Source organism: Pseudomonadota bacterium, from assembly GCA_008501635.1.
Classification (GTDB): Bacteria; Pseudomonadota; Gammaproteobacteria; order QQUJ01; family QQUJ01; genus QQUJ01.
The window spans coordinates 498,082-524,884 of sequence record QQUJ01000018.1 but is presented as its reverse complement, the minus strand read 5'-3'; the positions used below and the strand labels follow the sequence as shown (position 1 = coordinate 524,884).

Annotated in this window: 25 protein-coding genes and 1 tRNA gene; 7 read left to right on the top strand and 19 right to left on the bottom strand. The window is 60.2% G+C overall.

Annotated elements, in window-relative coordinates; genetic code table 11:
* The first annotated feature begins 291 nt into the window (after window positions 1-291).
* From mutS to DWQ09_12415, 3 genes are all read left to right on the top strand, one after another.
* A complete protein-coding gene (gene mutS / locus DWQ09_12425) occupies window positions 292-2,829 on the top strand; it encodes a DNA mismatch repair protein MutS (protein ID KAA3628030.1) in 2,538 nt (845 codons plus the stop codon).
* 502 nt (window positions 2,830-3,331) lie between these two features.
* Window positions 3,332-4,195, top strand: a complete 864-nt coding sequence (gene trxA / locus DWQ09_12420) for a thioredoxin (protein ID KAA3627944.1) — start codon at window positions 3,332-3,334, stop codon at window positions 4,193-4,195.
* Between the two features lie 2 nt (window positions 4,196-4,197).
* Window positions 4,198-4,878: a flagellar brake protein gene (locus tag DWQ09_12415; protein ID KAA3627943.1), complete on the top strand. Its 681-nt coding sequence runs from the start codon at window positions 4,198-4,200 to the stop codon at window positions 4,876-4,878.
* 15 nt (window positions 4,879-4,893) lie between these two features.
* Here DWQ09_12415 and xerD read toward each other — a convergent pair whose 3' ends face one another.
* The 9 genes from xerD to DWQ09_12370 form a co-directional block, all read right to left on the bottom strand.
* Window positions 4,894-5,817 (bottom strand): site-specific tyrosine recombinase XerD, encoded by a 924-nt coding sequence (gene xerD / locus DWQ09_12410; GenBank protein KAA3627942.1) that lies wholly within the window; start codon window positions 5,815-5,817, stop codon window positions 4,894-4,896.
* Window positions 5,789-6,310 (bottom strand): methylated-DNA--[protein]-cysteine S-methyltransferase, encoded by a 522-nt coding sequence (locus tag DWQ09_12405; protein KAA3627941.1) that lies wholly within the window; start codon window positions 6,308-6,310, stop codon window positions 5,789-5,791. The genes xerD and DWQ09_12405 overlap by 29 nt, the downstream gene beginning before the upstream one ends.
* Window positions 6,307-8,115 carry a hypothetical protein gene (locus DWQ09_12400; GenBank protein ID KAA3627940.1) on the bottom strand — a complete coding sequence of 603 codons (1,809 nt, stop codon included), beginning with the start codon at window positions 8,113-8,115 and terminating at the stop codon, window positions 6,307-6,309. Before DWQ09_12400 ends, DWQ09_12405 begins: the two co-directional genes overlap by 4 nt.
* Before the next feature lie 105 nt (window positions 8,116-8,220).
* Window positions 8,221-8,565 (bottom strand): 50S ribosomal protein L19, encoded by a 345-nt coding sequence (locus tag DWQ09_12395; protein ID KAA3627939.1) that lies wholly within the window; start codon window positions 8,563-8,565, stop codon window positions 8,221-8,223.
* Between the two features lie 25 nt (window positions 8,566-8,590).
* The gene (gene trmD, locus DWQ09_12390) at window positions 8,591-9,346 is read right to left on the bottom strand and encodes a tRNA (guanosine(37)-N1)-methyltransferase TrmD (protein KAA3627938.1); all 756 of its coding nucleotides are present in this window, start codon (window positions 9,344-9,346) and stop codon (window positions 8,591-8,593) included.
* A 32-nt stretch (window positions 9,347-9,378) separates the two neighbouring features.
* A complete protein-coding gene (locus DWQ09_12385) occupies window positions 9,379-9,891 on the bottom strand; it encodes a ribosome maturation factor RimM (GenBank protein ID KAA3627937.1) in 513 nt (170 codons plus the stop codon).
* Window positions 9,892-9,949: 58 nt separating this feature from the next.
* Window positions 9,950-10,192, bottom strand: coding sequence for a 30S ribosomal protein S16 (locus DWQ09_12380; protein KAA3627936.1), 243 nt, complete (start codon window positions 10,190-10,192; stop codon window positions 9,950-9,952).
* Window positions 10,193-10,363: 171 nt separating this feature from the next.
* Window positions 10,364-11,722, bottom strand: a complete 1,359-nt coding sequence (locus DWQ09_12375) for a signal recognition particle protein (GenBank protein KAA3627935.1) — start codon at window positions 11,720-11,722, stop codon at window positions 10,364-10,366.
* A gap of 69 nt (window positions 11,723-11,791) precedes the next feature.
* A complete protein-coding gene (locus DWQ09_12370; protein ID KAA3627934.1) occupies window positions 11,792-12,556 on the bottom strand; it encodes a 3',5'-cyclic-nucleotide phosphodiesterase in 765 nt (254 codons plus the stop codon).
* A gap of 204 nt (window positions 12,557-12,760) precedes the next feature.
* Here DWQ09_12370 and DWQ09_12365 point away from each other — a divergent pair, with 204 nt between their 5' ends.
* The 3 genes from DWQ09_12365 to DWQ09_12355 all read left to right on the top strand — a co-directional run bounded on the left by DWQ09_12365 (window position 12,761) and on the right by DWQ09_12355 (window position 15,396).
* Window positions 12,761-13,576 (top strand): cytochrome C biogenesis protein, encoded by an 816-nt coding sequence (locus DWQ09_12365; GenBank protein KAA3628029.1) that lies wholly within the window; start codon window positions 12,761-12,763, stop codon window positions 13,574-13,576.
* Between the two features lie 81 nt (window positions 13,577-13,657).
* The gene (locus tag DWQ09_12360) at window positions 13,658-14,932 is read left to right on the top strand and encodes an HlyC/CorC family transporter (protein KAA3627933.1); all 1,275 of its coding nucleotides are present in this window, start codon (window positions 13,658-13,660) and stop codon (window positions 14,930-14,932) included.
* A 107-nt stretch (window positions 14,933-15,039) separates the two neighbouring features.
* Window positions 15,040-15,396 (top strand): PilZ domain-containing protein, encoded by a 357-nt coding sequence (locus tag DWQ09_12355; protein KAA3627932.1) that lies wholly within the window; start codon window positions 15,040-15,042, stop codon window positions 15,394-15,396.
* 15 nt (window positions 15,397-15,411) lie between these two features.
* On the opposite strand, the gene DWQ09_12350 is transcribed toward DWQ09_12355, so the two are convergent.
* The 9 genes from DWQ09_12350 to rnr all read right to left on the bottom strand — a co-directional run bounded on the left by DWQ09_12350 (window position 15,412) and on the right by rnr (window position 25,229).
* On the bottom strand, window positions 15,412-16,821 hold the full coding sequence (locus DWQ09_12350; GenBank protein ID KAA3627931.1) for a DNA repair protein RadA: 1,410 nt from the start codon (window positions 16,819-16,821) through the stop codon (window positions 15,412-15,414).
* Between the two features lie 383 nt (window positions 16,822-17,204).
* Entirely contained in the window at window positions 17,205-18,284 is a 1,080-nt protein-coding gene (alr, locus tag DWQ09_12345) for an alanine racemase (protein KAA3627930.1), read from the bottom strand.
* A 49-nt stretch (window positions 18,285-18,333) separates the two neighbouring features.
* Window positions 18,334-19,722, bottom strand: a complete 1,389-nt coding sequence (locus DWQ09_12340; protein KAA3627929.1) for a replicative DNA helicase — start codon at window positions 19,720-19,722, stop codon at window positions 18,334-18,336.
* A 230-nt stretch (window positions 19,723-19,952) separates the two neighbouring features.
* The gene (locus tag DWQ09_12335; protein KAA3627928.1) at window positions 19,953-20,405 is read right to left on the bottom strand and encodes a 50S ribosomal protein L9; all 453 of its coding nucleotides are present in this window, start codon (window positions 20,403-20,405) and stop codon (window positions 19,953-19,955) included.
* 32 nt (window positions 20,406-20,437) lie between these two features.
* Complete coding sequence (locus tag DWQ09_12330) at window positions 20,438-21,331, bottom strand: hypothetical protein (GenBank protein ID KAA3627927.1); 894 nt, start codon at window positions 21,329-21,331, stop codon at window positions 20,438-20,440.
* Between the two features lie 86 nt (window positions 21,332-21,417).
* Complete coding sequence (gene rpsR, locus DWQ09_12325) at window positions 21,418-21,642, bottom strand: 30S ribosomal protein S18 (protein KAA3627926.1); 225 nt, start codon at window positions 21,640-21,642, stop codon at window positions 21,418-21,420.
* Between the two features lie 54 nt (window positions 21,643-21,696).
* The gene (locus tag DWQ09_12320) at window positions 21,697-22,110 is read right to left on the bottom strand and encodes a 30S ribosomal protein S6 (GenBank protein KAA3627925.1); all 414 of its coding nucleotides are present in this window, start codon (window positions 22,108-22,110) and stop codon (window positions 21,697-21,699) included.
* Window positions 22,111-22,245: 135 nt separating this feature from the next.
* Entirely contained in the window at window positions 22,246-22,989 is a 744-nt protein-coding gene (locus DWQ09_12315; GenBank protein KAA3627924.1) for a 23S rRNA (guanosine(2251)-2'-O)-methyltransferase RlmB, read from the bottom strand.
* Window positions 22,986-25,229, bottom strand: a complete 2,244-nt coding sequence (gene rnr / locus DWQ09_12310; protein ID KAA3627923.1) for a ribonuclease R — start codon at window positions 25,227-25,229, stop codon at window positions 22,986-22,988. Before rnr ends, DWQ09_12315 begins: the two co-directional genes overlap by 4 nt.
* 121 nt (window positions 25,230-25,350) lie before the next feature.
* Between rnr and DWQ09_12305 the strand changes: the two genes are divergently transcribed.
* A tRNA-Leu gene (locus DWQ09_12305) sits at window positions 25,351-25,437 on the top strand.
* 59 nt (window positions 25,438-25,496) lie between these two features.
* On the opposite strand, the gene DWQ09_12300 is transcribed toward DWQ09_12305, so the two are convergent.
* Window positions 25,497-26,789: an adenylosuccinate synthase gene (locus DWQ09_12300; GenBank protein KAA3627922.1), complete on the bottom strand. Its 1,293-nt coding sequence runs from the start codon at window positions 26,787-26,789 to the stop codon at window positions 25,497-25,499.
* Between the last annotated feature and the right edge of the window lie 14 nt (window positions 26,790-26,803).

Sequence of the window (26,803 nt, the reverse complement as noted above, 5' to 3'; positions counted from 1 at the left end):
TTGATTTTATTGGTGTTTTTTAGCAATCAGGTCCAAGCCGCGGGTAACTGCAAGCGGGCTGGCCGTTCGGGGGGCGGGCCTTGCTATAATCCTAGCCCACGTACTACAAAGCGTAACGGCGGCGTCGAAAAAGTTGTGCCGCTGCCGGTACCGAATCCACGTTTTCAAAGATTTACGCTGAAAACCGCAGCGGCGTCCCGTCGTCGAACGCCGCCGGTGGGCGTTGCAGCAGGATGCAGGAATCGATCGCGCATGGCCGTAGTCCAAGAAACCCTGGCTGCTCATACACCGATGATGCGGCAATACCTGCGCATCAAGAGCGAGCATCCCACGGTCCTGGTCTTCTATCGCATGGGCGATTTCTACGAGCTTTTCTATGACGACGCGATCAGAGGTTCGAAGCTGCTCGACATAACCTTGACCAGTCGCGGTCAATCGGCGGGCAAACCCATTCCCATGGCCGGTGTACCGGTTCATGCGGTGGATAACTACCTGGTGCGCCTGGTACGTCTTGGCGAATCCGTGGCCATCTGCGAGCAGACCGGCGATCCGGCCAAATCCAAAGGCCCCGTGGATCGTGAGGTTGTGCGGATAGTCACACCCGGCACGCTTACCGATGAGGCGCTGTTGGACGAACGGCGGGACACACTCCTGGTGGCGGTTCATTGTCGCCACGACCACTTTGGTATCGCGATACTGGATCTGGCCGGTGGCCGCTTCAGCCTCGAGCAGATCAGTGGCGAGGAATCCTTCCTGGCGGAGATGGAACGCCTCAAACCCGCTGAGCTTTTATGCGCAGAAGACGCCCTATTGCCGGCAGCCGCCGGTCGCCGTTCCGGCCTTACCACGCGCCCCCCGTGGCATTTCGCCCCGCAAACCGCCGAGCGCCGGCTCTGCGACCACCTGGGCACCCGTGATCTGAGTGGGTTCGGTTGCGAAGGTATGCCCCTGGCCATTGCGGCGGCCGGTGCACTGCTTCAGTACGTTGGAGATACACAGCGCAGTTCGCTGCCGCACATCCGCAGCCTGCGCATCGAGCATCCCGGCGACGCGATCCAGATAGACGCCAATAGCCGTCGCAATCTCGAAATCGATACCAATCTCGCGGGGGTCCAGCAGCATACGCTCCTGGGAATACTCGACCACACGGCCACCGCAATGGGCAGCCGCGCTCTGCGGCGCTGGGTGAACCGGCCGCTGCGCGACCAGGAACGGCTCCGCAAGCGGCTTCAAGCGGTTGAAACGCTGATTGACAATCGCGCCTATGAGGGCTTGCACACGCATCTGAAGGGGATTGGAGATATCGAACGCATCCTCACCCGAATCGGGCTGAGATCCGCGCGGCCCAGAGATCTCTCCGCGCTGCGCGACAGCTTGCAACTGCTTCCTGAATTGCGGTGTTCGCTCGCGACCCTCGATTCCCCCCAGTTGGCGGAATTCCACAACCGAATCGACGAATCCCCCGAGGCCCTGACACGGTTGCGTGCGGCTGTGATCGAGGTCCCTCCAGTCCTGATTCGAGATGGCGGCGTCATCGCTCCCGGTTACGACAGCGAACTCGACGAACTGCGCGCCTTGAGCGAGAACGCCGACCAATTCCTCCTCGATCTCGAATCACGAGAGCGCCAGCGCACCGGTATCGCGGCTCTGAAAGTGAGCTACAACCGGGTCCATGGTTACTACATCGAATTAGGTCGCAGTCATGCCGAGCGCATCCCGGACGATTACATCCGCCGCCAGACACTCAAATCGGCGGAACGCTACATCACACCGGAACTCAAGGGTTTTGAAGACCAGGTACTCAGCGCCCGCGAGCGCGCGCTGACCAGGGAGAAGGTGCTCTACGAAGAACTGTTGGACCTACTGGCCGAATGGATCCCTGCCTTGCAGGAGAGCGCCGATGCGCTCGCCGAGCTCGACGTTCTGGTGACCTTTGCCCACTGCGCCGCCACGCTTGAATGGAATTCACCCCGGTTTTCTCCCGAAACGGGGCTGCATATTGAAGCGGGCCGCCATCCGGTAGTGGAACAGGTTACCGATCAGGCCTTCATCCCCAATGATCTGCATCTGGGTCCGGACCGCCGCATGCTGATCATCACCGGACCCAATATGGGTGGTAAATCGACCTACATGCGCCAGGTTGCACTCATCGTGGTACTGGCTCATATCGGGAGCTACGTGCCCGCTCGAACCGCCGTCCTCGGACCGATAGATCGCATCTTTACCCGCATCGGGGCGGCCGACGATCTCGCCGGCGGCCGTTCGACCTTCATGGTGGAAATGACTGAGACCGCCAACATCCTGCACAACGCCAGCACGCAGAGTCTGGTGCTGATGGACGAGATCGGTCGTGGCACAAGCACCTTTGACGGCCTGGCCCTCGCCTGGGCCTGCGCTCGCCATCTGGCCGAACATATTGGTGCCTACACCCTGTTCGCCACCCACTATTTCGAGCTCACCCGACTACCCGAAGAGGTTGCGGTAGTCGCGAATGTCCACCTCAACGCAGTGGAGCATGACCAGCGCATCGTGTTTCTTCACAGTGTCGAGGAGGGTCCGGCCGATCGCAGTTACGGTCTGCACGTCGCCGCGCTGGCCGGCGTTCCCCCCGCCGTGATCGAACCGGCGCGTGCCTACCTTCTGGAGCTCGAACAGGGGAGGTCTGCAAACGCCGGCGCAACACCCGGTGCTACTCAACTGCCGCTGTTTTCCGCCAAAACCCCCAGCCAGGTGGAGACTGCGTTGGCCGATCTCGACATCGATGATCTCTCGCCGCGCCGGGCGCTGGAATGGATCTACCGATTGCGGGAGATGTTGGCGCAGGATTGAAAAGACGACAGGCGGCTCATCGCCGCCTGTCGCCTGGGCATCCCGCCCCGTTTCACTCTCCCTGTGACTGCGTCCTTGCTGCGGCGTCCTGCCGTCGATCACATCCTGTAGAGATCCCTGACTGGTTACCCCCATGCCTTGATGGCGTGTCATCCTGAACGATTGGGAGGCAGGTCGGCGTCCTTTCCAACCAGGGGTACAAGATGCCCGCACTGATTGTGAAACGGTAGTGCCCGACGACCGCCCTTCGCGGGCAACAGACCCTGCATGAACGCTGCTGCAATCGAGTATTCGGTTAATTTATCAACCACTTGAATCCTTCAGTCGCGTCATCTGTCGGTAGATCTCCTACACCGATTTCCGTGCCTTGCCACATCGACTTCGGTTGCTCCCTACACCGAGAGGCGTCACCGCCGGAATCCATCGGTCTGGTTGTGGCCCCCCGCGCTCTTCGGTAGAGTGACAAAGCTCAATTACATGGCTCTGGTCGCTGTCGAGAACAATGAAAAATAGCCCCCATATCGTCGAAGTCACCGATGACAACTTCGAGCACACCGTCATTGCCGCTTCTCATATCGCACCAGTGCTGGTCGATTTCTGGGCGGAGTGGTGCCAGCCCTGCAAACAGATGCTGCCCACCCTGCTCAAGCTGGTCGACGAGTTCGCCGGCGATTTTATTCTCGCCAAACTCAATATCGATGAGCAGAGCAATCTTGCCGCAGAGGCCGGAGTTCGCAGCGTTCCCACCGTCATGGTGTTCCGAAAAGGGATGGTGGTGGATCAGTTCCTCGGCGTACAGCCTGAGACCGTGATCCGCGAAATAATCGAACGCAATCGGTTCAGTGAAGCAGACCGATTGATGTCACAGGCCGCAGAGAAGGCCGCTCTGGGGCTCTGGCCGGCGGCGACCGCCCTGGCACACCAGGCTGCCGTCCTGGAACCCGGCAACGGAGTACTGCAATTCGAGGTGGCAGGCTTCCTGGTCAGTGCCGGCGATCTCGATGGGGCCGAGACAACATTGGCGGGCTTGCCCCGTGAAATCCGTGAAAGCCCGGAAGCGGACACCCTGCGCGCGCGTATTGATCTGTCACGCGCCCTTATTGCGGCACCCGACCGCAGCGCGCTGGAAGAGACCGTCGAGCAACAGCCGCTTGAACCCCTGCCGCGCTACCAGCTCGCTGCCCGTTATCTGGAAGACGGCGAAGCCGAATCGGCATTGCAACAACTGCTTGCCATCGTGCAGATGGACCGGGGTTTTCGCGAAGACGGTGCGCGCAAGGCGATGCTCGCGGTATTCGCCCAACTCGGCCCCGATGATCCGTTGATCGCGCGCTATCGCACGCAAATGCTTAACATCCTGCACTAACGATGCCGCTTGCCATGAATCAGCCTGTGCGCAAACCACATCTCAGGGAGTTTGAACAGGTGACACCCGCCATCGGGATTGGCACCGTCGTGCAACTCACGCTCACTACACGACATGAACGCCTCAGCAGCCATTTCATCGGGATGGAGACCGGCAACTACTGGATCGTGGCCGATCCCCTCAAGCACGCAGGCGTCCCCTACCCTATCTCGTCCGGCAATCCGATCAGTGTCCGCTACCGATTCCGGGGTGCGGTGTACGGTTTTGTTGCCGAACTGGTGGAACGCATCGAATCTCCCGCCAAACTGCTTTTTTTGCGCTGCCCCGAGCTGGTTGCAAGGCATGTACTGCGCAATACCCGGCGTATTGACTGCCAGCTCCCCTGTACGGTGGTGGCAGGCGACAGCGAGTTGCCGGGCAAGTTGCTCGACATCAGCTCCGAGGGGTGCAGGTGCGCGGTGCGCCTGTCCGCGAACCACCCGGAATTCCTGTTCAAGAGCGGTGACGAGGTGGTGCTCAATCTCAAGCTGCCCGGCATCGCCTATGAACAGATCGTGTGGGGTGAGGTGAAGAATCTCAAGGCAGATGCCGAACGCGCGCGCTTTGGCCTCCGTTTCGATCAGCTCGACATCGATGTACAAGGCCGCCTGGCCGAGTTTATGAAGGCCGTTGAGGATCTCTAAACAACATCGCACGTACTACCCTCGCGGGTGATGGTCGGTGTGGAGTTGCTTGAGCCGCTCGCGCGCTACATGCGTATAAATCTGGGTCGTTGACAGATCGCTGTGCCCGAGCAGCAGCTGCACCACCCGTAGATCCGCTCCGTGATTGAGCAAATGGGTGGCAAACGCATGGCGTAACGTGTGAGGAGATAGATGTTTGGTGATGTTCGCCTGGCGGCTGTAGCGCCTGATGATATGCCAGAAGGTTTGTCGCGTCATGGGCTTTGCCCGACGTGAAAGAAACAAGCCCGCGTTATCGTTGCCCCGCACAAGTTCCGGGCGCGCTTCATCCAGATAGCGGGCCAGCCATTCCAACGCATCCTCCCCCAGGGGTATCAGGCGTTCTTTGTTCCCTTTACCGGTCACTCGGACCACCCCGAGGCGTTGATTGCACTGATCGATGCGCAGCGTAACCAGTTCCGATACCCTGAGCCCCGTTGCGTAGAGCACCTCCAGCATGGTGCGGTCGCGCAGCCCCAGCGGGGTACTCTCATCGGGCGCGGCGAGAAGTCGACTCACCTCCTCCTCGGTGAGTGAATCGGGCAGCCTGCGTCCGATGCGCGGCGCATCGATTCGAGCACTTGGATCCTCCTGGAGTCTGCCCTCGCGTACCTGGTAGCGGTAGAAGCGTCGCAGCGTCGAGAGCAGACGCGCGCTGCTGCGCGGCTGAGCACCCCCACCAGCCCGTTCCGCCAGGTAGGCAAGCAGATCGGATCGTCCGGCCTGGAGCAGCAGGCGTCCCCCCTGTTGGCCGAGCCAGCCAGCGAATCCCAGCAGGTCCGCTCGATAGGCTGCAAGCGTATTCCTGCTCAGTCCTCGTTCCATCCAGAGTACATCAAGGAACTCTTCGATCTGCTCGCGCGAGGCCATGTCACGCGCCAAGCCCTGGCACCCCTTCATGATTGAGCAGCCAACGTTTAACCTCGAGCCAATGGCCGTCGGTTGCACCAGAAAATCCCCCCAGCCCGTGCGCCGACACGACCCGGTGGCACGGAATAACCACGACAACAGGATTGGCACCACAGGCACCGCCCACGGCCCGCGCAGAAGACCCCAGTTCACGCGCCAACTCGCCATAGGCGCGCGTCTGTCCCCGCGGTATCCGCACCATCGTCTGCCAGACCCGCCGCTGGAAAAGTGTTCCCTGAGGCGCTACGGGCAGGTTCAAAGGAACCCGGGCATCGCGCAGGTACGCGGCCAGCACGCCTGCCGCTCGCTCGGCAAATTCGGAGTTGGCGCAGAGCCGCGGTGATTCCCCGGGCAGGAAATCCACGCCCACAAGGGCACTCTCGGACACCGTCACACCCAGGGCTCCGAAGGGGGCGGGAACGATGGCATCGTAGGGTGGCGCCCTACCGGTTCGGCGTCGCGATTCTGCCCGACTGCGTTTCATGGCCTGGCGGCTGTTACAGCCCCAACACCTTTGGCCTCCAACGCCTGTTCCTTGAGCTGCAATTGCTGGATCTCACGCTGCAGGACTGCGCGCCGGCTGGGGTCGCGAGTGGCGTTGAGCAAGCCGTGAAACAGGCGCCTCGCATCGACGTAGAGATGTGCACTCGCCAACTCACGGGCCGCCTGATAGCGCGCGGTCTGCGCCCACCGATCCATACTGAAAAGATCTACGAGAGTGGCCGATTGCAGATAGTGATGCGCGGCGAGTTCGTGCTGTCCCCGCTCGCGATGCGAATCGGCCATCCAGAACAGCAGCTCCCGTCGGCGCTGGTCATCGAGGGATTTGCGCGCCAGATCGCTGAATAACTGCAAGGCGTCGGCGTGACGGCCAATCGTCTGCAGATCGAAAATGACCTGCAGCAAACGATCGAGCACCGCCGTCTCAAACTGCGGTGTCTCACGGAGCAGGGTTGCCAGCAACTCGACGCCCTCGTCAGGCTCACCGGCGAGGATCAGCACCCGCGCCCGACGCATCTGCCACTCGACACGCTCCAATCCCGCGGGGGGCGTTGCCAGTCCCCGCATTAACCGCGATGCCAGCCCCACCTCGGAGGATGCCAGCGCCAAATCCACCATTCGATGACGGATGGGTTCGGGTACGCCATCGAGGCGAGCGAAACGCTTCGATTCCAGATAGAGTCGGCGCAGCAGCAGATCCCCTCCCTCGATCGCGGTCAGCGACTGCGCCAATTGCAGATGGGCCAGCGCGCGGGTTTCGGCATCGAGGCCGTTGAGTGCAACCACGACATACATCGAACGGGCGCGCAATGGATAGCGCTTGGCAAATTCGCCCGCCTTGGCGAACCAGGCCTGATCCTGTCCCACCAGCAACTGTTCCTGATTGCCCGCAGCCTGACCATAGGCAAGATAGGCATCCCACAAGGCATCGGCATCGACGCGCAATACGCCCGCCAATTGGGCGACGGCCCCCGGTTGGAGCAGCGCGTGTTCCAGTGCCTGAGCACGTCCCACGGCGTCGCTGGCGGTCTCGGCGGCCTCTGCGGCCAGCGCCCAAACCTGGATGCGCTGGGAGGGGGTGAGTTTGGCGTCTTCGCTGAGTTTGCGGGCCTCGTGCGCAACCGCCGCCGGCCTTTGGTCTCCGCTGCGCAACTGCGCCAGCAGTACCAGGGTGCGCGCTTCGATACCACCCACCTTGTCCAGCAAGCCCGGCACTTCACTGGTCGCGCCTGCGCGCAACATGACCTGCGCCTGCAAAAGACGCCACTCATCACTGCCATCGCCATAGTCCTGGCGATAGCGCAGCATCGCTATCTGAGCATCTTCGATACTGCCGTCAACGAGATAACTGCGGATCACCAGGCGACGCCAATCGGTCAACTGATCCGGTGTGGGTGCAGGGTTGCCGTTACCCCAAATCAGCTCCCGCAGAAGTTCCCGAGCCTCCTCGCCCTTCTCCTGCTCAAGAAACGCTTCGACCTGCAGCCGCTTTGCCCACAATCGAAACGGAGCTGGAACATCGGCGGGGAGCCTGACAACCCGTTCCGTCAGCAACGCCCAGGCGCGCCGGGCACGATAGAGTTCGAGTCGGGCACGCTCCCAGCGCAACCACTCGACCGGGTTTTCCGCGAGCGACGGCTGTTCGCGCTCCACCAGGTGGCTTGCCAGCTCCACCGCCCCGGTTTGGGCCAGGACAGCCACCTCCTCCAGTGTTGCCGCGCCGGCAGTTTGAGGCATGAGCAGCGTGACGGCGAGCGTCGCAGCGGCAATCGAGCGTTGACCAGACATGGACGACAGGATAGGCGATCCACCCCGTCGACGCCAAAACGAAAAACGGGTGCCTTGCCGCTCGGCAAGCACCCGTTCCCGGTGCATCGCGGAGAACTCTGACGCTTAGAGCTTTTCCTTGATGCGCGCCGCCTTACCGCGCAGGTCGCGCAGGTAGTAAAGCTTGGCGCGGCGCACGTCACCACGGCGCTTGACCTTCACTTCCTGAACGTTCGGACTGTAGGTGGGGAAGACGCGTTCAACACCTTCACCATGGCTGATTTTGCGCACGGTGAACGAGGAGTTGAGGCCGCGATTGCGTTTGGCGATGACCACACCTTCAAAGTCCTGCAAACGTTCGTTGCTGCCCTCTTTCACCTTAACACGCACCACTACAGTGTCTCCCGGTCCGAACTCCGGGAATTCCTTGTTCATCTGTTCGGCATTGATCTGGTCGATGATGTTGCTCATGGCTCGTTCCCCAGGTAATTCAGTGTCAATCTGATATCCCACGATCTGCGTTCTCCTGCCGGAATTGTTCCAACAGAGCCCGCTGTTCTTCCGTTAGCTGCAACCGCTCGAGAAGATCCGGTCGTCGCAACTCCGTCCGCCCCAGCGCCTGCATCTTGCGCCAGCTGGAAATGGCGGCGTGATCGCCGGAAAGTAGCACCTCGGGCACATGTTGCCCGGCGATCTGTTCCGGACGGGTGTAATGCGGATAATCGAGCAACCCGTCCATGTACGAATCCTGCATGGCGGAATCGGCGTCGCCCAGCGCCCCCGGCTGCAGGCGGGTAACTGCATCGATCAGCGCCATCGCGGCGAGTTCGCCACCGCTCAAAACATAATCGCCGATCGACCACTCCGCATCGACATCGTTCTCGACGATGCGCTCATCGACCCCTTCGTAGCGTCCCGCCAGAAGAATCACCCCTGGCAAGCCTGCCAATTCCTGTACTCCGGCCTGATCGAGCCGGCGCCCCTGTGGTGTCAGGTAGATCACCGGACTGCCCGCTGGTGCCGCGGCGCGCGCGGCGCTGATCGCCTGCCGCAGCGGCTCGACCTTCATCACCATCCCCGGACCGCCGCCGTATGGCCGATCGTCCACGGTTCGGTGCCGATCCGTTGTGTAATCGCGCGGATTCCAGCACACCAAATCAACCAGGCCACGCTCGAGCGCCCGCGCTGTGATGCCACCCAGCCGCAGAGCTTCAATCATCTCCGGAAACAGCGTGATGACGCCAATCCGCATGCGCCGTTCCCCGGTCGGCTCGCCGTTAGGGATCAAAACTCCGGATCCCAATCGACCTCGATCCATCCCTCGTGGAGGTGAACCGCCTTTACCACCTGATCAAGTACAAACGGAATCAGATGCTCGTGATCCCCTTTCACCACCAAAACATCATTGGCGCCTGTGGCAAGCAGATGATCCACCGTGCCCAGCGCTACGCCTTCGCTGTTACGAACCTGCAAACCTTCCAGGTCAGCCCAGTAGTAATCGTCCGTATCCAGTTCCGGCAATTGATTGCGATCTATCGCAATCTCTTTGCCGAGCAATGCAGCCGCCGTATCCCGGTCGTCGCACCCGGCGATCCGCGCCACCACGCCTTTGCCCTGCCTGCGACCGTCTAGCGCGTGCTCGACGCTCCATTGATCCCCCCGACCTACAAACCAGCGATCGAACGATAGAATGTTCTCACGCGGTTCGGTATAGGAGCGGATCTTCACCCATCCCCGGACACCGTAGATGCCTGTGATGCGTCCGACGATGAGCCGTTTGATCTGTTCAACCACCATCCGGCTCCACACGAGTCCGGCTCTGCGGATCCCTGACCGCGGAACACCGCCGAATCGACTATGCCGCCTGCTCCTTGAGCAATTTAGCAACACGCTCGGAGGTCTGGGCACCTTGTCCCAACCAATACTGCACGCGGTCCGTATCGACGCTCAAACGCTGCTCCTGACCGCGGGCGACAGGATTGAAATAGCCGACACGCTCGATGTAGCGGCCATCGCGTCGATTGCGCGAATCGGTAACGACGATGCTATAGAAGGGTCGCTTCTTGGCGCCGCCGCGGGCGAGACGAATCGTAACCATTGGGTTCGTAATCCCTTGATAATAAACAGGTTCTATAATGCGATCGACCGGCGCAGCCGAGCCGGTCGAAGTAAACGGCGCATTTTACGCGAATGTCCCGAAAAATGAAACGCCAATTGGCGAGAAAGCGCCAGGTCGACGGGCTCCTGGCTTGCGTCGCAGCACGCTCGACTAAAAAGGCATGCCGGTAGGCATACGCCCCTTCAACCCTCGCATCATCTTGGCCATACCGCCCTTGGACATCTTCTTCATCATCTTCTGCATCTGCTTGAACTGTTTCAGCAGCCGGTTGATCTCCTGAACCTGGGTTCCCGACCCGCCCGCAATACGCCGCTTACGCGAGCCCTTGATGATATCGGGGAACTTCCTCTCGTGGGGTGTCATCGAGTTGATAATGGCGATGAGCCGCCCCGTCTCCTTGTCGTTGACCCGATTGCGCACTGCCTCGGGCAGATCGCCGACCCCGGGCAGCTTGTCGAGCATCGCCGCCATTCCCCCCATCTGGTTCATCTGCTGGAGTTGTGCGCGGAAATCCTCCAGATCGAAGCCCTTGCCCTTGGTCAGCTTCTTGGCGAGCTTTTCGGCCGTGTCGCGGTCGATCTTCTGGTGGGCTTCTTCCACCAGTGAAAGCACGTCGCCCATGCCCAGAATACGCGAGGCAACGCGATCGGGATGGAATGGTTCAAGCGCTGTGGTCTTCTCGCCGACACCCAGAAACTTGATCGGCTTGCCGGTGATGTGCCGAATCGAGAGTGCCGCGCCGCCGCGTGCGTCACCATCGGTCTTGGTTAACACAACACCGGAGAGCGGCAGCGCATCATGGAAAGCCTTGGCGGTGTTGGCCGCATCCTGCCCGGTCATGGCGTCGACGACAAAGAGCGTTTCGACCGGTGCCAAAACCGCATGCAGACGCTGAATCTCTTCCATCATCTCCGCATCGACATGGAGTCGACCGGCAGTATCGACGATCAGCACATCGACAAACTGCTTGCGCGCCTGTTCCAGCGCCGCCCGTGCTATGGCGACCGGTTCCTGGGACACATCGCTCGGGAAAAAAACTGCCCCAACCTCGCCTGCCAATGTCTTGAGTTGCTCGATGGCGGCGGGACGGTACACATCACAGCTCACCACCATGACTGATTTCTTATGGCGCTCTTTGAGGAAACCCGCCAGTTTTGCCGAACTCGTGGTCTTGCCCGAACCTTGCAGTCCAGCCATGAGCACCACCACGGGTGGACGTGCATTGAGATCCAACTCATCGCACGCCTCTCCCATCAACGCGACCAATTCATCGTTGACGATTTTGATCAGCGCCTGCCCGGGGGTCAGGCTTTGCAACACATCCTGACCGAGCGCACGCTCGCGCATCTGATCGATAAAGGCACGCACTACCGGCAAAGCCACATCCGCCTCCAGAAGCGCCATGCGTACTTCGCGTAGCGTCTCCTTGATGTTGTCCTCGCTGATGCGCCCTTGACCGCGCAGGTTTTTGACCACGCGACTCAGTCGCTGGCTCAGATTGTCAAACATTGGATTGGAACCTCACTGCGTAGAACCTGCTACCGATAGCGGGTACCGGCAGACGATCTGAATGGCGGATTATAGTTGGAAAATCTGCCCGTGACTCAGCAGTTCTATTGCTCGCGTTGTTATGGCGGCGCGGCATTCGGCAATAATCAGGGCCTCGGCACCCGGTTTGGCATGGGTGACGTAGATCTGCGGCTGATGATTCAGCTTTTCCAGATCGGCTCCCAACAGCGTAGGCGTGTAGTGGCGCGCCTGGACACTCAAAGCCTGATCGCGGTTTGGAAATGCCGCCTCGACGATAAGGAGATCCAGGGACTCATGGGCATTGAGCGCCGCCCATAGCGTATCGTTGGTCGTGGTATCGCCGCTGAAGGCAACGGTCCGCTCCCCGCACGCCACCCGGTAAGCCACCCCTGGTACGGTGTGATTGACCGGTATCATCTCAATTCGCCGCCCCCCCAACTCCAGCACCTCTCCAGGCCGCATCTCTACCATGCGCAGCACACCGTTCTGCTCCGATGGCAAAACGGTGAAATCGGGCCACAGGACCCAGTTGAATATATGGTCACGCAACGCCTGCAGGGTTTCAGGTTGCCCATGGAGCGTGATGGGGACCTTGATGCGATCAAAAATGCTGTCGAGCAGCAAAGGCAGGCCAGCGATGTGGTCGAGATGCGAATGGGTGATAAAGATGTGCCGCAGCGCAGCCATCTCTTCGAGGCGCAGGTCACCCACTCCGGTGCCCGCGTCAATCAATATGTCTTCATCCAGGAGCATCGATGTAGAGCGCAACCCAACGCCGATTCCACCGCTGCATCCCAGCACACGCAATCTCATGGGCACCAATATCCTTCGTGTTTCCCTGCGGGCACATTCTTGCACAGCGGCAAAAAACCATAAAGGGATTTGAGTCGCAGAATCAATAGCATCAATCAGATCCCCCGGTCAGTGCTCCCCCTTTGCCTCCCCGATGCACTCTTCAACGACACAGTCGAATATGCCATTATGCCGCAACCTGTTGCGATCAATCTGTTGAATTTTATGAGCACTTCGTTTTTAGCCATAGCTGCGGTCATCCTCTATCTAGCTTCGAGCCTGCTGCTCGGCTTGCGATTGGCGCGAGGTGGCAGCGCAGCGGAGCTGGCCAAGCGCGGGCCACTGAGCGTCGGTTTATGCGCTCTGATACTGCACGGATTGGTGATCTATCAGTTCGTTGTCTCCAACAACGGAGTCAATCTGGGTGTTTTCAATGCACTGACTCTGGTCGCCTGGTTGATCGCACTATTGCTGCTGATATCGGCTTTCTCTCAACCGATCGAAAACCTTGGCATCGTGATCCTGCCGGTCGCCGCAGCGACCATCTTCTTTGCCCTGGTCTTCCCGGCGGAACGACTGGTGACCGGAGAGGAGCCACTGGGAATCGAGGCGCATATACTCACCTCGATTCTTGCCTACAGCATCCTCAGCATTGCAGCGGTGCAGGCGATGTTGCTCGCCGTTCAGGATCACCATCTGCGCAACCGTCACCCCGGGGGTTTTATCCGCGCATTGCCACCGTTACAGGTAATGGAGGCACTGTTGTTTCAGATGATCTGGCTCGGTTTCATAGTGCTCAGCGTAGCGTTGCTCACGGGCCTGCTGTTTCTTGAAGACCTGTTTGCCCAACATCTGGCGCACAAGACGGTGCTGTCGCTGGCATCGTGGTGCGTATTTGGCGTGCTGCTCTGGGGGCGACATCGTTTCGGCTGGCGTGGGCGCATCGCCATTCGCTGGACACTCGCCGGGCTTATTGTTCTGGCGATCGCCTATTTCGGCAGCAAACTGGTGCTCGAAGTGATGCTCTCCGGCACGCGATAGCACCGTTTCCACCCGCTTGACACGCCCATACCAACTCCGTAGAACATAGAACACGCGCGCAACTCGAGGCCTTTCCCTACTTTGGACGACCTACCGATAGGGGTGCTATTCGGCGCTCTGGTTTTTCTCATCATCCTGTCAGCGTTTTTCTCGGGATCGGAAACCGGTTTGATGACGCTCAACCGCTACCGGTTGCGCCATCTCGCGCGCGCCGGTCATGGCGGTGCACGGCGCGCCAGCGAACTCCTCAAAAGACCGGATCGACTGATCGGTCTGATCCTCCTGGGTAACAACTTTGTCAACATCCTCGCCAGCGCTCTGGCCACGGTACTCAGCATTCAGCTGCTGGGTGAAGCCGGGCCCTGGGTCGCGACCGCGGTTCTCACCGTGGTAATTCTTTTGTTCGCCGAGGTGGCCCCCAAGACGCTTGCCGCCTTGAACCCGGAACGCATCGCTTTTCCCGCCGCGTTTGTCTACAAACCCCTGCTCAAAGTGCTCTACCCGCTGGTGTGGCTGGTCAATGCCATGGCGAACGGGCTCTTGCATCTCATTGGGGTGCGCACCGAGCAGAACGACAACGAGAACCTGAGCCGGGAAGAATTGCGCATTGTCGTCGCGGAAGCTGGCGCACTGATCCCGAAGCGACACCAAAAAATGCTGCTCGGCATCCTCGACCTGGAAAAGGCGAGGGTCGAGGACATCATGATTCCGCGCAACGAAATCGTCGGTATCGATCTGGAGGATGATACCGAGGTGATACTGGATCAGCTCACTACCAGCCAGTACACCCGGCTTCCGGTATATCGTGAGCATATCGACAACGTGGTGGGGTTTCTCCACCTGCGGGACGTGCTCAATCTGCTCGACCAGGACCGTTTCGATAAAGAGCAACTCGCCGCCGCGTGCACCGAGCCTCTGTTTATCCCGGAAAACACCCCGTTGAACAAACAATTACTGAATTTCCAGCGGAAAAAGGACCGTATCGGACTGGTCGTCGACGAATATGGCGACATCCAGGGATTGGTGGCATTGGACGACGTACTGGAAGAGATCGTCGGCGAATTCACCACCGATCCCTCGACGACGTTGCTGAATGTCTATCCTCAGGAAGACGGGAGCGTGATGGTCGACGGCAGCATGACAGTGCGTGAACTCAATCGCACCATGAACTGGAAGCTCCCGGTGGGCGGGCCCAAGACCCTCAACGGGTTGATCCTCGAATTCCTGGAGTCCATACCCGAATCGGGAACGAGTTTGCGCCTCGGCGGGTATCCGATGGAAATCGTGCAAGTCAAAGGCAACGCGGTGAAAAAGGCCAAGGTCTATCCGCACCTCTGGCGTGCTGAAGCACCCTAGAGGCGTGTCGCAACCCGTCGCAGCCGGCACAAAGCGGGTTGCGCCGAACTATAATTGCGGCGTAGCCTGGCCGCCACCAGCGAGCACAACCGGAAAGCCCATCAGTCATGACCGATAACCGACGCCGCTTTCACCGCATTCAATTCGATTGCACGGCCACAATCGAGTTTGACGGCAGAACCTGCGATACGCAGCTATTGGATATTTCCTTGAACGGGGTGCTGCTCACCCGGACACCGGAGTGGAACGCTCGGTGCGGAACCCGTTGCCGTGTCAGGATTCGCCTCGGTGACGATGCGACCCAGATCTGTATGGAAGGCTCGGTGGTGCACATTGAAGAGGAGCGGCTCGGAGTTCGCTGCGAACACATCGATGTTGAGAGTGCCGGACATCTGCGCCGCATTGTAGAGCTTAATCTGGGTGATGCGGAGCTGCTGAATCGCGAGCTTTCCGTACTCGTCTAACGACAAACCACCCTTTTACAGCGCTTCCAACGCATCGGCCAAACGACGTACGGGCACGATTTCCATCCCCTCGACTCCACCCTTGGGCTGGTTGGCTGCCGGAACAATTGCGCGTCGGAAGCCGTGTTTCACCGCGGCGATCAATCGCTCCGGGCCATTTTGAACCGGACGTATCTCACCGGCCAACCCCACCTCGCCAAAAACCACCAGCTCCTGAGGCAAAGGCCGGTTACGCAGACTGGAGAGTACGGCCATCAGTACCGGCAGATCCGCACCCGTTTCCGAGACGCGTATACCACCCACAACGTTGACGTAGACATCCTGATCGTAGGTAACCACGCCCCCGTGCCGATGCAGCACCGCCAACAGCATACTGAGGCGATTCTGCTCCAAGCCAAGGGTCACGCGTCTTGGATTGCCGATACGGCTCTCCTCGACCAGGGCTTGCACCTCCACCAGCAGCGGACGGGTACCTTCCCTCGTTACCATGATGACGCTCCCGGCGACTGGCTCCTCATGCCGTGACAAAAAGATCGCGGAGGGGTTGTTCACTTCGCGCAATCCCCTATCGGTCATGGCAAACACGCCGAGTTCGTTGACCGCCCCAAAACGGTTTTTGATGGCGCGAATCACCCGGAAGCGATTTCCGGGATCGCCTTCAAAATAGAGCACCGTGTCGACCATGTGTTCCAGCACTCTCGGCCCGGCCAGCTGTCCCTCTTTGGTGACATGCCCGACCAGAAACAGAGCGGTCCCGCTTTGTTTCGCAAAGCGGATCAACTGTGCCGTGGATTCGCGGAGCTGACCCACCGACCCGGGAGCGGACTGCAGCTGATCCGTATAGACGGTTTGAATGGAATCGATGACCATGATCCGCGGACGGTGCTCGAGCGCGCTTGCAATAATCGTCTCCACCTGCGTCGCCGCCAACAACCGGAAACCCTGAGTAGGCAACTCAAGACGCCGTGCCCTCAGACTCACCTGTTGCGGAGACTCCTCGCCGGTCACGTATAACGTCGCCTCGCGCTTCGACAACACCGCGAGCGCCTGCACGAGCAGCGTCGACTTTCCGATCCCCGGGTCGCCACCCAATAGCACGACAGACCCGGATACCAATCCTCCCCCCAGTACACGATCCAGCTCCACGAGGCCGGTGCTTATCCGTTGCCCCTCGTTGGCGGGCGCGATCTCGGCCAGCGACACCACTTCCGACTGATGCCCGGCATACCCACCCGCACGGGCGGCGATGCCGCGCCCCAGTGCTGTAACAGGCGCCTCCTCCACCAACGTATTCCAGGCTTCGCAATCAGGGCATTGCCCGACCCATTTCGGACTCTGAGCACCACAGGCGGCGCAGGCATAGACCGGACGGTTCTTAGCCAAGATGTACTCCAACGTGGAATAAACGAGGGGAAATACTAGCATGTGCCGCGACGCCTGCCGCCGACAAAGATCTGACCAAAGGCTCGGAAACGACAAAGGCGGCATCCTGCCGCCTTTGCTTTTCCTTACACAGGCATCCAGTGCCCGATCAAATCCTATGATCTCCGTGTCTCCGTTTGGAACAGCTCCCTCGTTCCGATGTGACTAGTTTGCCCACGCCAGAGGAAATGACAACCGCTTCGAATGCCGAGCAAGGCGTCGATACGTTGCAGGGGGCACTGAACAAATTTTATTAATCCCTTATCAATCAATCGGATAACACCAAGGGATGGTGCATCCCTGCTATATCGACGCACATGAATCTCGGCATTTTCTTACAAGAGTGTCGGATATTTCCTACAAAACCGTCCTCGTGGTGAAGCGGGTTAAGACCCTAGCTCACGAAAATGCACCCGCGGCGTGATTTGACAGAAGAGCTCATAAGGGATGGTCTCGGCGGCCAGAGCAATCTCTTCCACCGGTAATCCTTCTCCCCAGAGCACCACGGGATCACCGATGCGCGCGTTGGGCACAGCCGTCAAATCCAGCGTGATCATATCCATCGATACACGTCCCGCGAGTACCGCCCGCTTTCCATCGACCAGCACCGGCGTTCCACTCGGCGCGTGACGCGGATACCCGTCACCATAGCCTATAGCCGCGACGCCGATCCGGCTTTTGCGGGCGGCGCGCCAGGAGGCGCCGTAGCCTACCGAATCACCCGAGTTGACGTCGCGGATCGCAATCAGCCGAGTTCGCAGAGTCATGACCGAGCGCAGCCCTTCATCGGTGGCGCTGGTGACCGCGAAGGGCGAGGCGCCATAGAGCATGATGCCGGGGCGTATCCAATCGCTGACTGCCGCCGGCCAAGCCAGGATGCCTGCGGAATTGACAATACTGCGCTCACCCTGCAGTCGTCCGACCGCACCGGCGAAGACCTTCAGTTGGTGCTCGGTCATGGGGTCGCTGCGATCGTCAGCGTTAGCCAGGTGAGTCATCAGACCAATCGCACCCACCGAACGGCAGGCTCGTAAACGCGCCCAGCACTCCGCCGCAGTCTCGGGGGCGACCCCCAATCGGTGCATCCCGCTGTCGATCTTGAGCCATACGCGCAGGGGGTGATCCAGACGTGCGCGCCCAAGCATCTCAATCTGCTCCGGCTGATGCACCGTGGCGTCGATATGATGCCGGCCGAACTGGACCAGCTCCTCGGTGTTGTAAAAACCTTCCAACACATTGATCGGATGAGCAAATCCAGCTTCGCGCAGCGGTAGGGCCTCGTCCAGGCAGGCCACAGCGAAAGCATCAGCCGTACGCAGTGCGCCGGCAACACGTTCGACACCATGACCATAGCCGTTGGCCTTGACGACGGCCATCGTTCGACTACCGGGCGCCGCCTGGCGGGCCCGCGCCAAATTGTGAGCCAATGCAGCAAGATCGATCAGCGCTTCAGCGGCACGCGTCATGATCCGGATCCTTCGCTTATGGTGCGCCTGCCTCGCCCGCGTCGCACATTCAATCTTGGTCGAAATCGTGAATGTAATTCTCGAAGCGGGTGTATTGGCCGAGAAAGGTCAGCCTCAGTGTGCCGATAGGCCCGTTCCGCTGCTTGCCGATAATGATTTCGGCCGTACCTTTATCGGGACTTTCCGGATTGTAGACCTCATCGCGGTAGATGAAGGCAATGAGATCGGCATCCTGCTCGATACTGCCCGATTCGCGCAAATCCGACATGACCGGGCGCTTGTTGGGACGCTGCTCGAGATTGCGATTGAGTTGCGAGAGGGCAATGACAGGTACGTTCAGCTCTTTGGCCAAGGCCTTGAGCGAACGCGAGATCTCGGAAATCTCGGCGGTCCGGTTGTCACCGGCACCCGGTGCCTGCATGAGCTGCAAATAGTCGATGACCACCAGGGCCAGATCGCCCTGTTCGCGCTTTAGTCGCCGGGCACGTGCCCTCAGCTCGGTCGGGTTCAGCGCGGGCGAATCGTCGATGAACATCGGTGCGTCGGCCAGCATGGTGACCGCCGAGGTGATGCGCGGCCAATCCTCATCGGAAAGCTTACCGGTACGGACTTTCTGCTGGTCGATACGCCCCAGCGACGACATCATGCGCAGCGCCAGCTGCTCGCCCGGCATCTCCATGCTGAACACCGCCACCGGTCGCGCTGTCTTGATGGCGATGTGCTCGGCCATATTGAGAGCGAAGGTGGTTTTACCCATGGAGGGGCGCCCGGCTACGATGACCAGATCCGAGGGCTGCAGACCGGAGGTCATTTCATCAAAATCGTGATAGCCGCTGGATAGTCCGGTAATGGGCTCCTCGCGTTGAAAAAGTTCGTCGATCCGGTCCACCGCCTTGGTCAACAGCGACTTGATTGCAACAAAGCCCTGCTGGCTGCGGCTGCCCCGTTCGGCAATCTCGAACACCAGTTGCTCGGCATGATCCAGGAGATCCCTGGCGCGGCGCCCCTCAGGATTGAACCCGGCATTGGCCACTTCGGTACCGACGTGAATCAGCTGACGCATGATCGAGCGCTCGCGCACAATATCCGCGTAGGCACAGATATTCGCCGCGCTCGGCGTGTTGTTGGCCAATGCGCTCAAATAGCTCAGCCCCCCGGCATCGCTCAATGTACCGAGGCTTTCCAGTCGTTCGGAGATGGTGACGACATCAAACGGTTCGCTGCGTTCTACCAGGGCGAGGATGGTGTCAAAGATCAGCCGGTGATCGCGGCGGTAGAAATCCCCGCCGTTCACCCGGTCGGCGATCTGGTCCCAGGTGGCGTTGTCGAGCATCAACCCGCCGAGCACCGACTGCTCGGCTTCCAGGGAATGGGGGGCGACTTTCAGCGCTGCGGTTGCGCTATCGGCGTAGCCCAGTGATTGCGCGGTATCTGGCATGCTTGCTCCGTGATTCTTCATTGGCTGCGCCGCGGGATACTGGCCTGTGCAAGCGAAGGGCAGCGTGGGCGAATAGCATAAGCCATCCCGTAAAGCGTCACCAGCGAAGCGGGGCGCAAACGTCCCCTGTTATTGGCAGGATAAAAAAGAGCCCATGATCCTCGGGATCACAGGCTCCGGTACGATGTTGATGCGCGCAAGCCAACGGCGCTGCGGGATCGCCGCCCGCATCACTCCTCGCCGACGACCACCACTTTGATGGTGGCGGAGACCTCGGAGTGCAGGTGAATCTCGATATCGTACTCACCCACCTGGCGAATCGGACCGTTCGGCAGCCGGACCTCGCTCTTCTCTACTTCCACACCGGCTGTCGAGGAGATAACTTCTGCGATCTCATGGGTTCCGACCGAACCGAACAGCTTGCCTTCGGTTCCAGCCTTGGCCGTTATGATCACCGATTTCCCGTCAACGGCACTGCAGCGAGCATCCGCCCCAGCCCTCTTCTCCTGCGCGGCCTTTTCCAGCTCGGCACGGCGTTCCTCAAATTTTGCGACGTTCTCCGGAGTGACGGGCGCCGCCTTGCCGCTCGGGATCAGGTAGTTGCGGCCGTACCCCGATTTCACCTTGACCTGATCACCCAGACCACCCAGATTCTCAACCTTCTCCAGCAATATCACTTCCATCGTCAGATCCCCATTTCGGTCTGAAAACTCGTTTACTCGGCCCCACCTGACGCCTTGCGCCGCGCAAGCCGGGCCCGCACATCCACCCAGGTATCCACCAAGCCCATCACCGCCAGCAGGATGGTCAGCTGCGGCAGGGCAAACAGCATCAAAAAATAGACGCCTACCAACCAAGCGATGTTAGCCCGCAGCAGGCCGGCTATCCCATGCACTATGGCCAAGCCCTGGAACAGGTACACCACCAGCACGACCGTTCCCAGGTCGCGAAGCGCCGAACCAAACCCGCCCGCCAGCAACCACGCACCGATCAGCACGCTCATGGACACGATCGCCATGGTCGATCCCAGGCGCAGCTGATGATATTCCTGCCGAAACCCGCCCGGATTGTAGAGTGCTGCCTGCCACCACCGTGCGATCAGCACACTGACGAGGTAGCTGATGACCATCGTGGCCGCAACCACACCGGTCATGATTCGGGCCAGGACCTGCAACTTCGCGCCCGGCTCCGGCACGCCCGCCTGCTGCAGCAAGGTGCCGAAAAAGGCCTCCAACGCCTGCTGCCAGGTTGCTACCGGATCGGTTAGAAACAGATGCAACCCGATCACCAGCAGGGCGCCCGTCACGGCGGCCACCTGAAACACCAGCGCCAGGGAAACCGTAGCTCTGAGCACGACGCTGAGCAGCCATACGGGAAGCCACAAACCCAACGCCATACTCAGGGCAAACCAGGGCTGACCGGTACTGATGAACAGCAGCAGGCCAACGGCAATACTCGCCGCCGCCAGAATCAGTGCGCCTTCCCGGGTACCCTTGCGCAGGGTTACCAGCGACACCGTGGCCGCGCTCAGATAACTGAGTGGCGGCAAAATCAACGATAGCGCAGCGCAACTGGCGGCCACCAGGACCGCCTGAGCAGGGCCACGCATTGCAAAGGATGCCAAGGCTCGCACGACAACGGGACTACGGCTGATCCGAATTCACACCGCCACCCCTGCGGGGCGGCCATGTGCGATCAGTGGCTATCGCTGTACGGCAGCAAGGCCAAGAAGCGTGCCCGCTTGATGGCGGTCGCCAGTTGGCGCTGATACCGAGCCTTGGTACCGGTAATACGGCTCGGTACGATCTTGCCCGTCTCGGTAACGTAGTTCTTGAGGACAGCGATGTCCTTGTAATCGATCTCCTTCACGCCTTCGGCGGTAAAGCGACAAAACTTTCTGCGGCGGAAAAAACGCGACATGGTAACTCTCTCTCTGGTCTAAAGTGAGGCGATCACGATGGGAGGCGGTGCCAGCTAGGCAGCATTCTCTTCATCGGCATCGTCGTCAGCGACGGAGTTGTCTGAATCATCATCGTCACCTGAGGAACGACGATCTTCGTCGCGACCATCACGGCTCTTGGCCAGCAGCGACTGCTCGGTAACCGCCTCGGATCGGGCAATAACCAGATTGCGCAGCACCGCATCATTAAAGCGGAAGGCGCTGGCGAGTTCGTCCAGGGCAGCCTGATCGCACTCGATGTTCATCAGCACATAGTGCGCCTTATGGACCTTCTGAATGGGATAGGCGAGCTGACGACGTCCCCAGTCTTCCAGGCGATGGATGGAACCGCCATTGCCTTCGATGGTGGCGCGATAGCGCTCTACCATAGCCGGGACCTGCTCGCTCTGGTCCGGGTGGACCAGGAACACGATTTCGTAGTGCCGCATTTAAAGCTCCTTACGGGTTACAAGCCACCCACGTAATCGTGGTGCGGCAAGGAGAAAACCGGCGCTTGGCCGGTCGAGGTACAAACAAGGCGACGGATTATAGGCAAAGCGCCCCGTCACCGCAAATGGTTGATCTCAAACCGGTTGGCGCTGGCGCACGGCTTCGAACAGAAAGATCCCGGTCGCCACCGAGACATTCAGGCTCTGCACGCTGCCCGCCATCGGAATTTTACCCAATTGATCGCAACGCTCGCGCGTCAATCGCCTCAATCCCTTGCCCTCGCTGCCCATCACCAAGGCCAGGGGACCGCGCAGATCCAGCTCATACACCGGGCATTCGGCCTCGCCGGCGGCACCCGTTATCCAAACCCCCCGTTTCTGCAATGCCTCCAGGGTGCGCGCCAGATTGGTGACCTGAATGAGCGGTACGGTCTCCGCTGCCCCGCACGCCACTTTGCGCACCACCGGTGTCAGTGTGGCGGCGCGATCACGCGGCACGATGACGGCGTGGACCCCTGCAGCATCGGCGGAACGTAGACAGGCACCGAGATTGTGCGGGTCCTGCACCCCGTCCAGGACCAGCAGAAACGCCGCCTCCTCGAGAGCATCCAGCAGACTCCAGAGCTCGCGCTCTCCCTGCGGGGTCGTGGCCGCGCCACGGGCGATCACCCCTTGGTGCTGGACATCGCCGGCAAGCTCGTCCAAATCCTCGCGTTTGACGAACTCAATGGTGATCCGGGCGGATTTTGCCGCGGCGACCACGCTGCGCATGCGTTCGTCCCGACGCCCGCAGTCGACCCACAGCTGTTCGATCGACGTATGATCGCGCTCCAGTGCGCCCATCACCGCATGCAGGCCGAAGATCAGCCTTTCACTCATCCGTCGCGTTCCTGGCGTGCGCGGCGCCTGCGCTGCTTTAGCGTCGCGGCTCCAGCCTCGATAAGTTCAAAATCGATTTTGCGTTCGTCGAGATCGACCCGCGTTACTTTTACCCGTACGGGATCGGCAAGCCGGTAGATGTTCCCCGAACGCTCTCCGATCAGACGGTGCTTGGGCGCATCAAAACGATAGTAGTCATTGACCAGGCAGCTGACATGTACCAACCCCTGCGCGTAGATTGATTTCAATTCTACGAAGAAGCCGAAGCTGGTCACGCCTGTGATCAACCCGTCGAATTCCTGGCCCACCTTATCGAGCATAAACTCGCATTTCAGCCAGTCCAGTGCATCTCGTACCGCCTCATCGGCCCGCCGCTCGGTCATCGAGCAGTGCTCACCGAGATTGGCCATACGGTGATGATCATAATCAAAGTTGTCGCTCGCCCCACCCGCGATCACATGGCGAATCGCGCGATGCACCAACAAGTCCGGATAGCGTCGAATGGGCGAGGTGAAATGCGCGTAGGCTGCGTGGGCCAGACCGAAGTGGCCGTTGTTATCGGGGCTGTATTGCGCCTGTTTCAGTGAGCGCAAAAGCACGGTTTCTATAAGATGCCGATCGGGACGATCCTGAATCTTGCGCAATAACTTGGCGTAGTGTTCCGCCTGCGGCCGCTCGCCGCCCCCAAGCTGCAGCCCCAACTCCGCTAGGAAAGCGCGCACGTCGGTAACCTTTTCGCTGGTTGGCTCTTCGTGGACGCGGTAGAGAAAGGGCATTTTGTGGCGTTGCAGATAGCGTGCTGCCGCCACGTTCGCGGCGATCATGCACTCCTCGATGATGCGGTGCGCGTCGTTACGTTCCAGCGCTACAATCCGATCTATCTTGCCGTCGGCATCGAAGACAATTTTGGTTTCGGTGGTTTCGAAATCGATCGCGCCGCGCCGCTTGCGATTGACCGCCAGCACCTTATAAAGCGCATGGAGTTCGTCAAGATGTGACAGCAGCGTCTCATGCGCGGCACGCGCGCTGCGGTCACCTTCGACGACCATCGCCGCCACTTCGTCGTAGGTGAGTCGGGCCGCGGATCGCATCACTCCTTGATAGAAACGCGAACGCGTGGTGTGTCCCGATCCATCGATAGACATGTCACAGACCATGCACAAGCGATCCACCTGCGGATTCAGCGAACAGAGCCCATTGGACAACACCTCCGGCAGCATCGGGACCACGCGCCCGGGAAAATAGACCGATGTACCCCGCTGCTCGGCCTCGCCATCCAATGCCGATCCCACATCGACGTACGAGGAGACATCGGCGATCGCGACAATCAACCGCCAACCGTTCTGACGCCGCTCGCAATACACCGCATCGTCAAAATCCTTCGCATCGGCGCCGTCGATTGTGACCAGAGGCAGATCGCGCAGATCGCGCCGCCCGACCTTAGACCCTTCCGATACCTCGTCGCCGAAACGTTCGCTCTCGGCCAACGCCTTGGTGGACCATTCCGTGGGCAGTTCGTAGACCCTCGCGGCGACATCAATTTCCATTCCCGGCGCCAGGTGATCCCCCAGGATCTCCACGATTCCCGCCAGCGGTTGATGCACTCCCGATGGGTATTGCGAGATCTCCGCCACGACGATCTGGCCATGTTGCGCCGCACCGGCGGCCTCGGCGGGTACCAGCAGCTTGTGGGTCAGACGCCGATTGTCCGGTGCTACAAATGCCACACCGCCCTCCACCAGAAAGCGCCCCACAACGCGATGATTGGCCCGCTCCAGCACCTCCACCAACGCTCCCTCCGGCCGGCCCTGGCGATCAAACCCGGCGATCCGGACCACGGCGCGATCACCGTGCATCAGGGTGCGCATCTGCTTGGGCGCGAGAAACAGGTCATCGCCGCTTTCATCGGGCACCAGAAATCCAAAACCGTCGGGATGGGCGATGACCCGTCCACTCACCAGTCCCATGCGGTGGGCCACACCGTAAGCCCCGCGCCGATTGCGCACCAATTGCCCCTTGCGTTCCATTGCCTGCAGACGGCGTTGCAGCGCATCGCGGTCTTCCGCACCGCGCAGGCCGATCGCGCGTGCAATCGCCGTATCGGCCATCGGTTCTCCGACAGACTCGAGGAAACCCAGCAGAGCTTCTCGGCTCGGAATAGGACGTTCGTAGCGGGCCGCTTCACGTTCGGCGAATGGGTCATCAATGGTAAATCGGCTGCTCTTTTTTCGTTTGGTCATGGTGTTCTTTCAGTGCAAATCAGGGGGGTTGTTCGACCCGGTGCATGGCGTTGACAACAGGTAACGCTGCCGGTAAAGTGCCGGCTTCTCGCAGCCCCGAGGATTGCCCGTGGGCCAAGAGGCCGAGGTGGCGGAATTGGTAGACGCGCTAGCTTCAGGTGCTAGTGGGGGTTTCCTCGTGGAGGTTCAAGTCCTCTCCTCGGCACCAACTTCTTGAAAACGGCCGGTGAAATCACCGGCCGTTTTTCTGTCTCTGTAATTCCACTTCTAGTCACAAGGATGGCGCAAGACCATCGTTTCCTGTCGATCCGGGCCCGTTGAGATGATGTCGATCGGCGTCTCGACCAACTCCTCAACTCGCTTGAGGTAGGTGCGGGCGGCCTGCGGCAGGTCGTCATAGCGTGTAACTTTGGCAGTGACTCCCTCCCAGCCTGGCATATCCTCGTAGACAGGCTCGCAGCGCTCGAATCCTTCGGCACCGAATGGCGTCACTCGTGTCACTTCGCCATCGATGCGATAACCGGTGCAGATGCGGATGGTTTCCAGACCATCGAGCACATCGAGCTTGGTAATACAGAGGCCAGAGACGCTGTTCAACTGAATCGCGCGGGCAAGGGCCACGGCGTCGAGCCAACCGCAGCGGCGCGGGCGTCCGGTGGTGGCGCCAAACTCATGGCCCTTTTCCGCGAGATGCCGCCCCACCTCATCGAACAGTTCGGTCGGGAATGGTCCACCGCCCACCCGTGTGGTGTAGGCCTTGGTGATACCCAGTACATAGCCAAACCGGCGCGGACCGACGCCACTGCCGGTTGCGGCGCCACCCGCCGTGGTGTTGGAGGAGGTCACATACGGGTAAGTACCCATATCGATGTCCAACAGCGTACCCTGTGCACCTTCGAAGAGCACGCTCTTGCCCGCCTTGTGCAGCTGATGCAGCAGATGCGGCACATCGGCAATCATCGGAGTGAGCTCCTCGCCCATCTGCAGCGTTGCCTCCAGCACTGAGGAGACGTCCAGGGGCTTCACCTTGTGGTAATGCTCCAGTACGAAATTATGGTACTCCATCACCTGCGTGAGTTTATCGCTGAAGCCCGCAGGATCGAGCAGATCCCCCAGGCGCAACCCCCGTCGCGCCACCTTGTCCTCGTAAGCCGGCCCGATGCCGCGCCCTGTGGTACCGATGGCGCTTTTGCCACGCGCAGTCTCACGCGCCTTATCCAGCGCCATATGATAGGGCAGAATCAGCGGGCAAGCGGCACTCACCTTGAGGCGATCACGCGCCGGTACACCGCGTGCCTCGAGATCGCCCAACTCTTCCAGCAGTGCGGCGGGCGAAAGCACCACCCCGTTGCCGATCAAGCACTGCACTCCTTCGCGCAGCACACCCGAGGGAATCAGATGCAGAACGGTCTTCGCGCCTTCGATTACCAGGGTATGTCCGGCGTTATGGCCACCCTGGAAGCGCACCACCGCACTGACGCGATCCGTTAACAGGTCAACGACCTTGCCTTTACCCTCGTCACCCCATTGGGTGCCAACCACGACAACATTCTTCCCCATGCCCCGATGCTCTC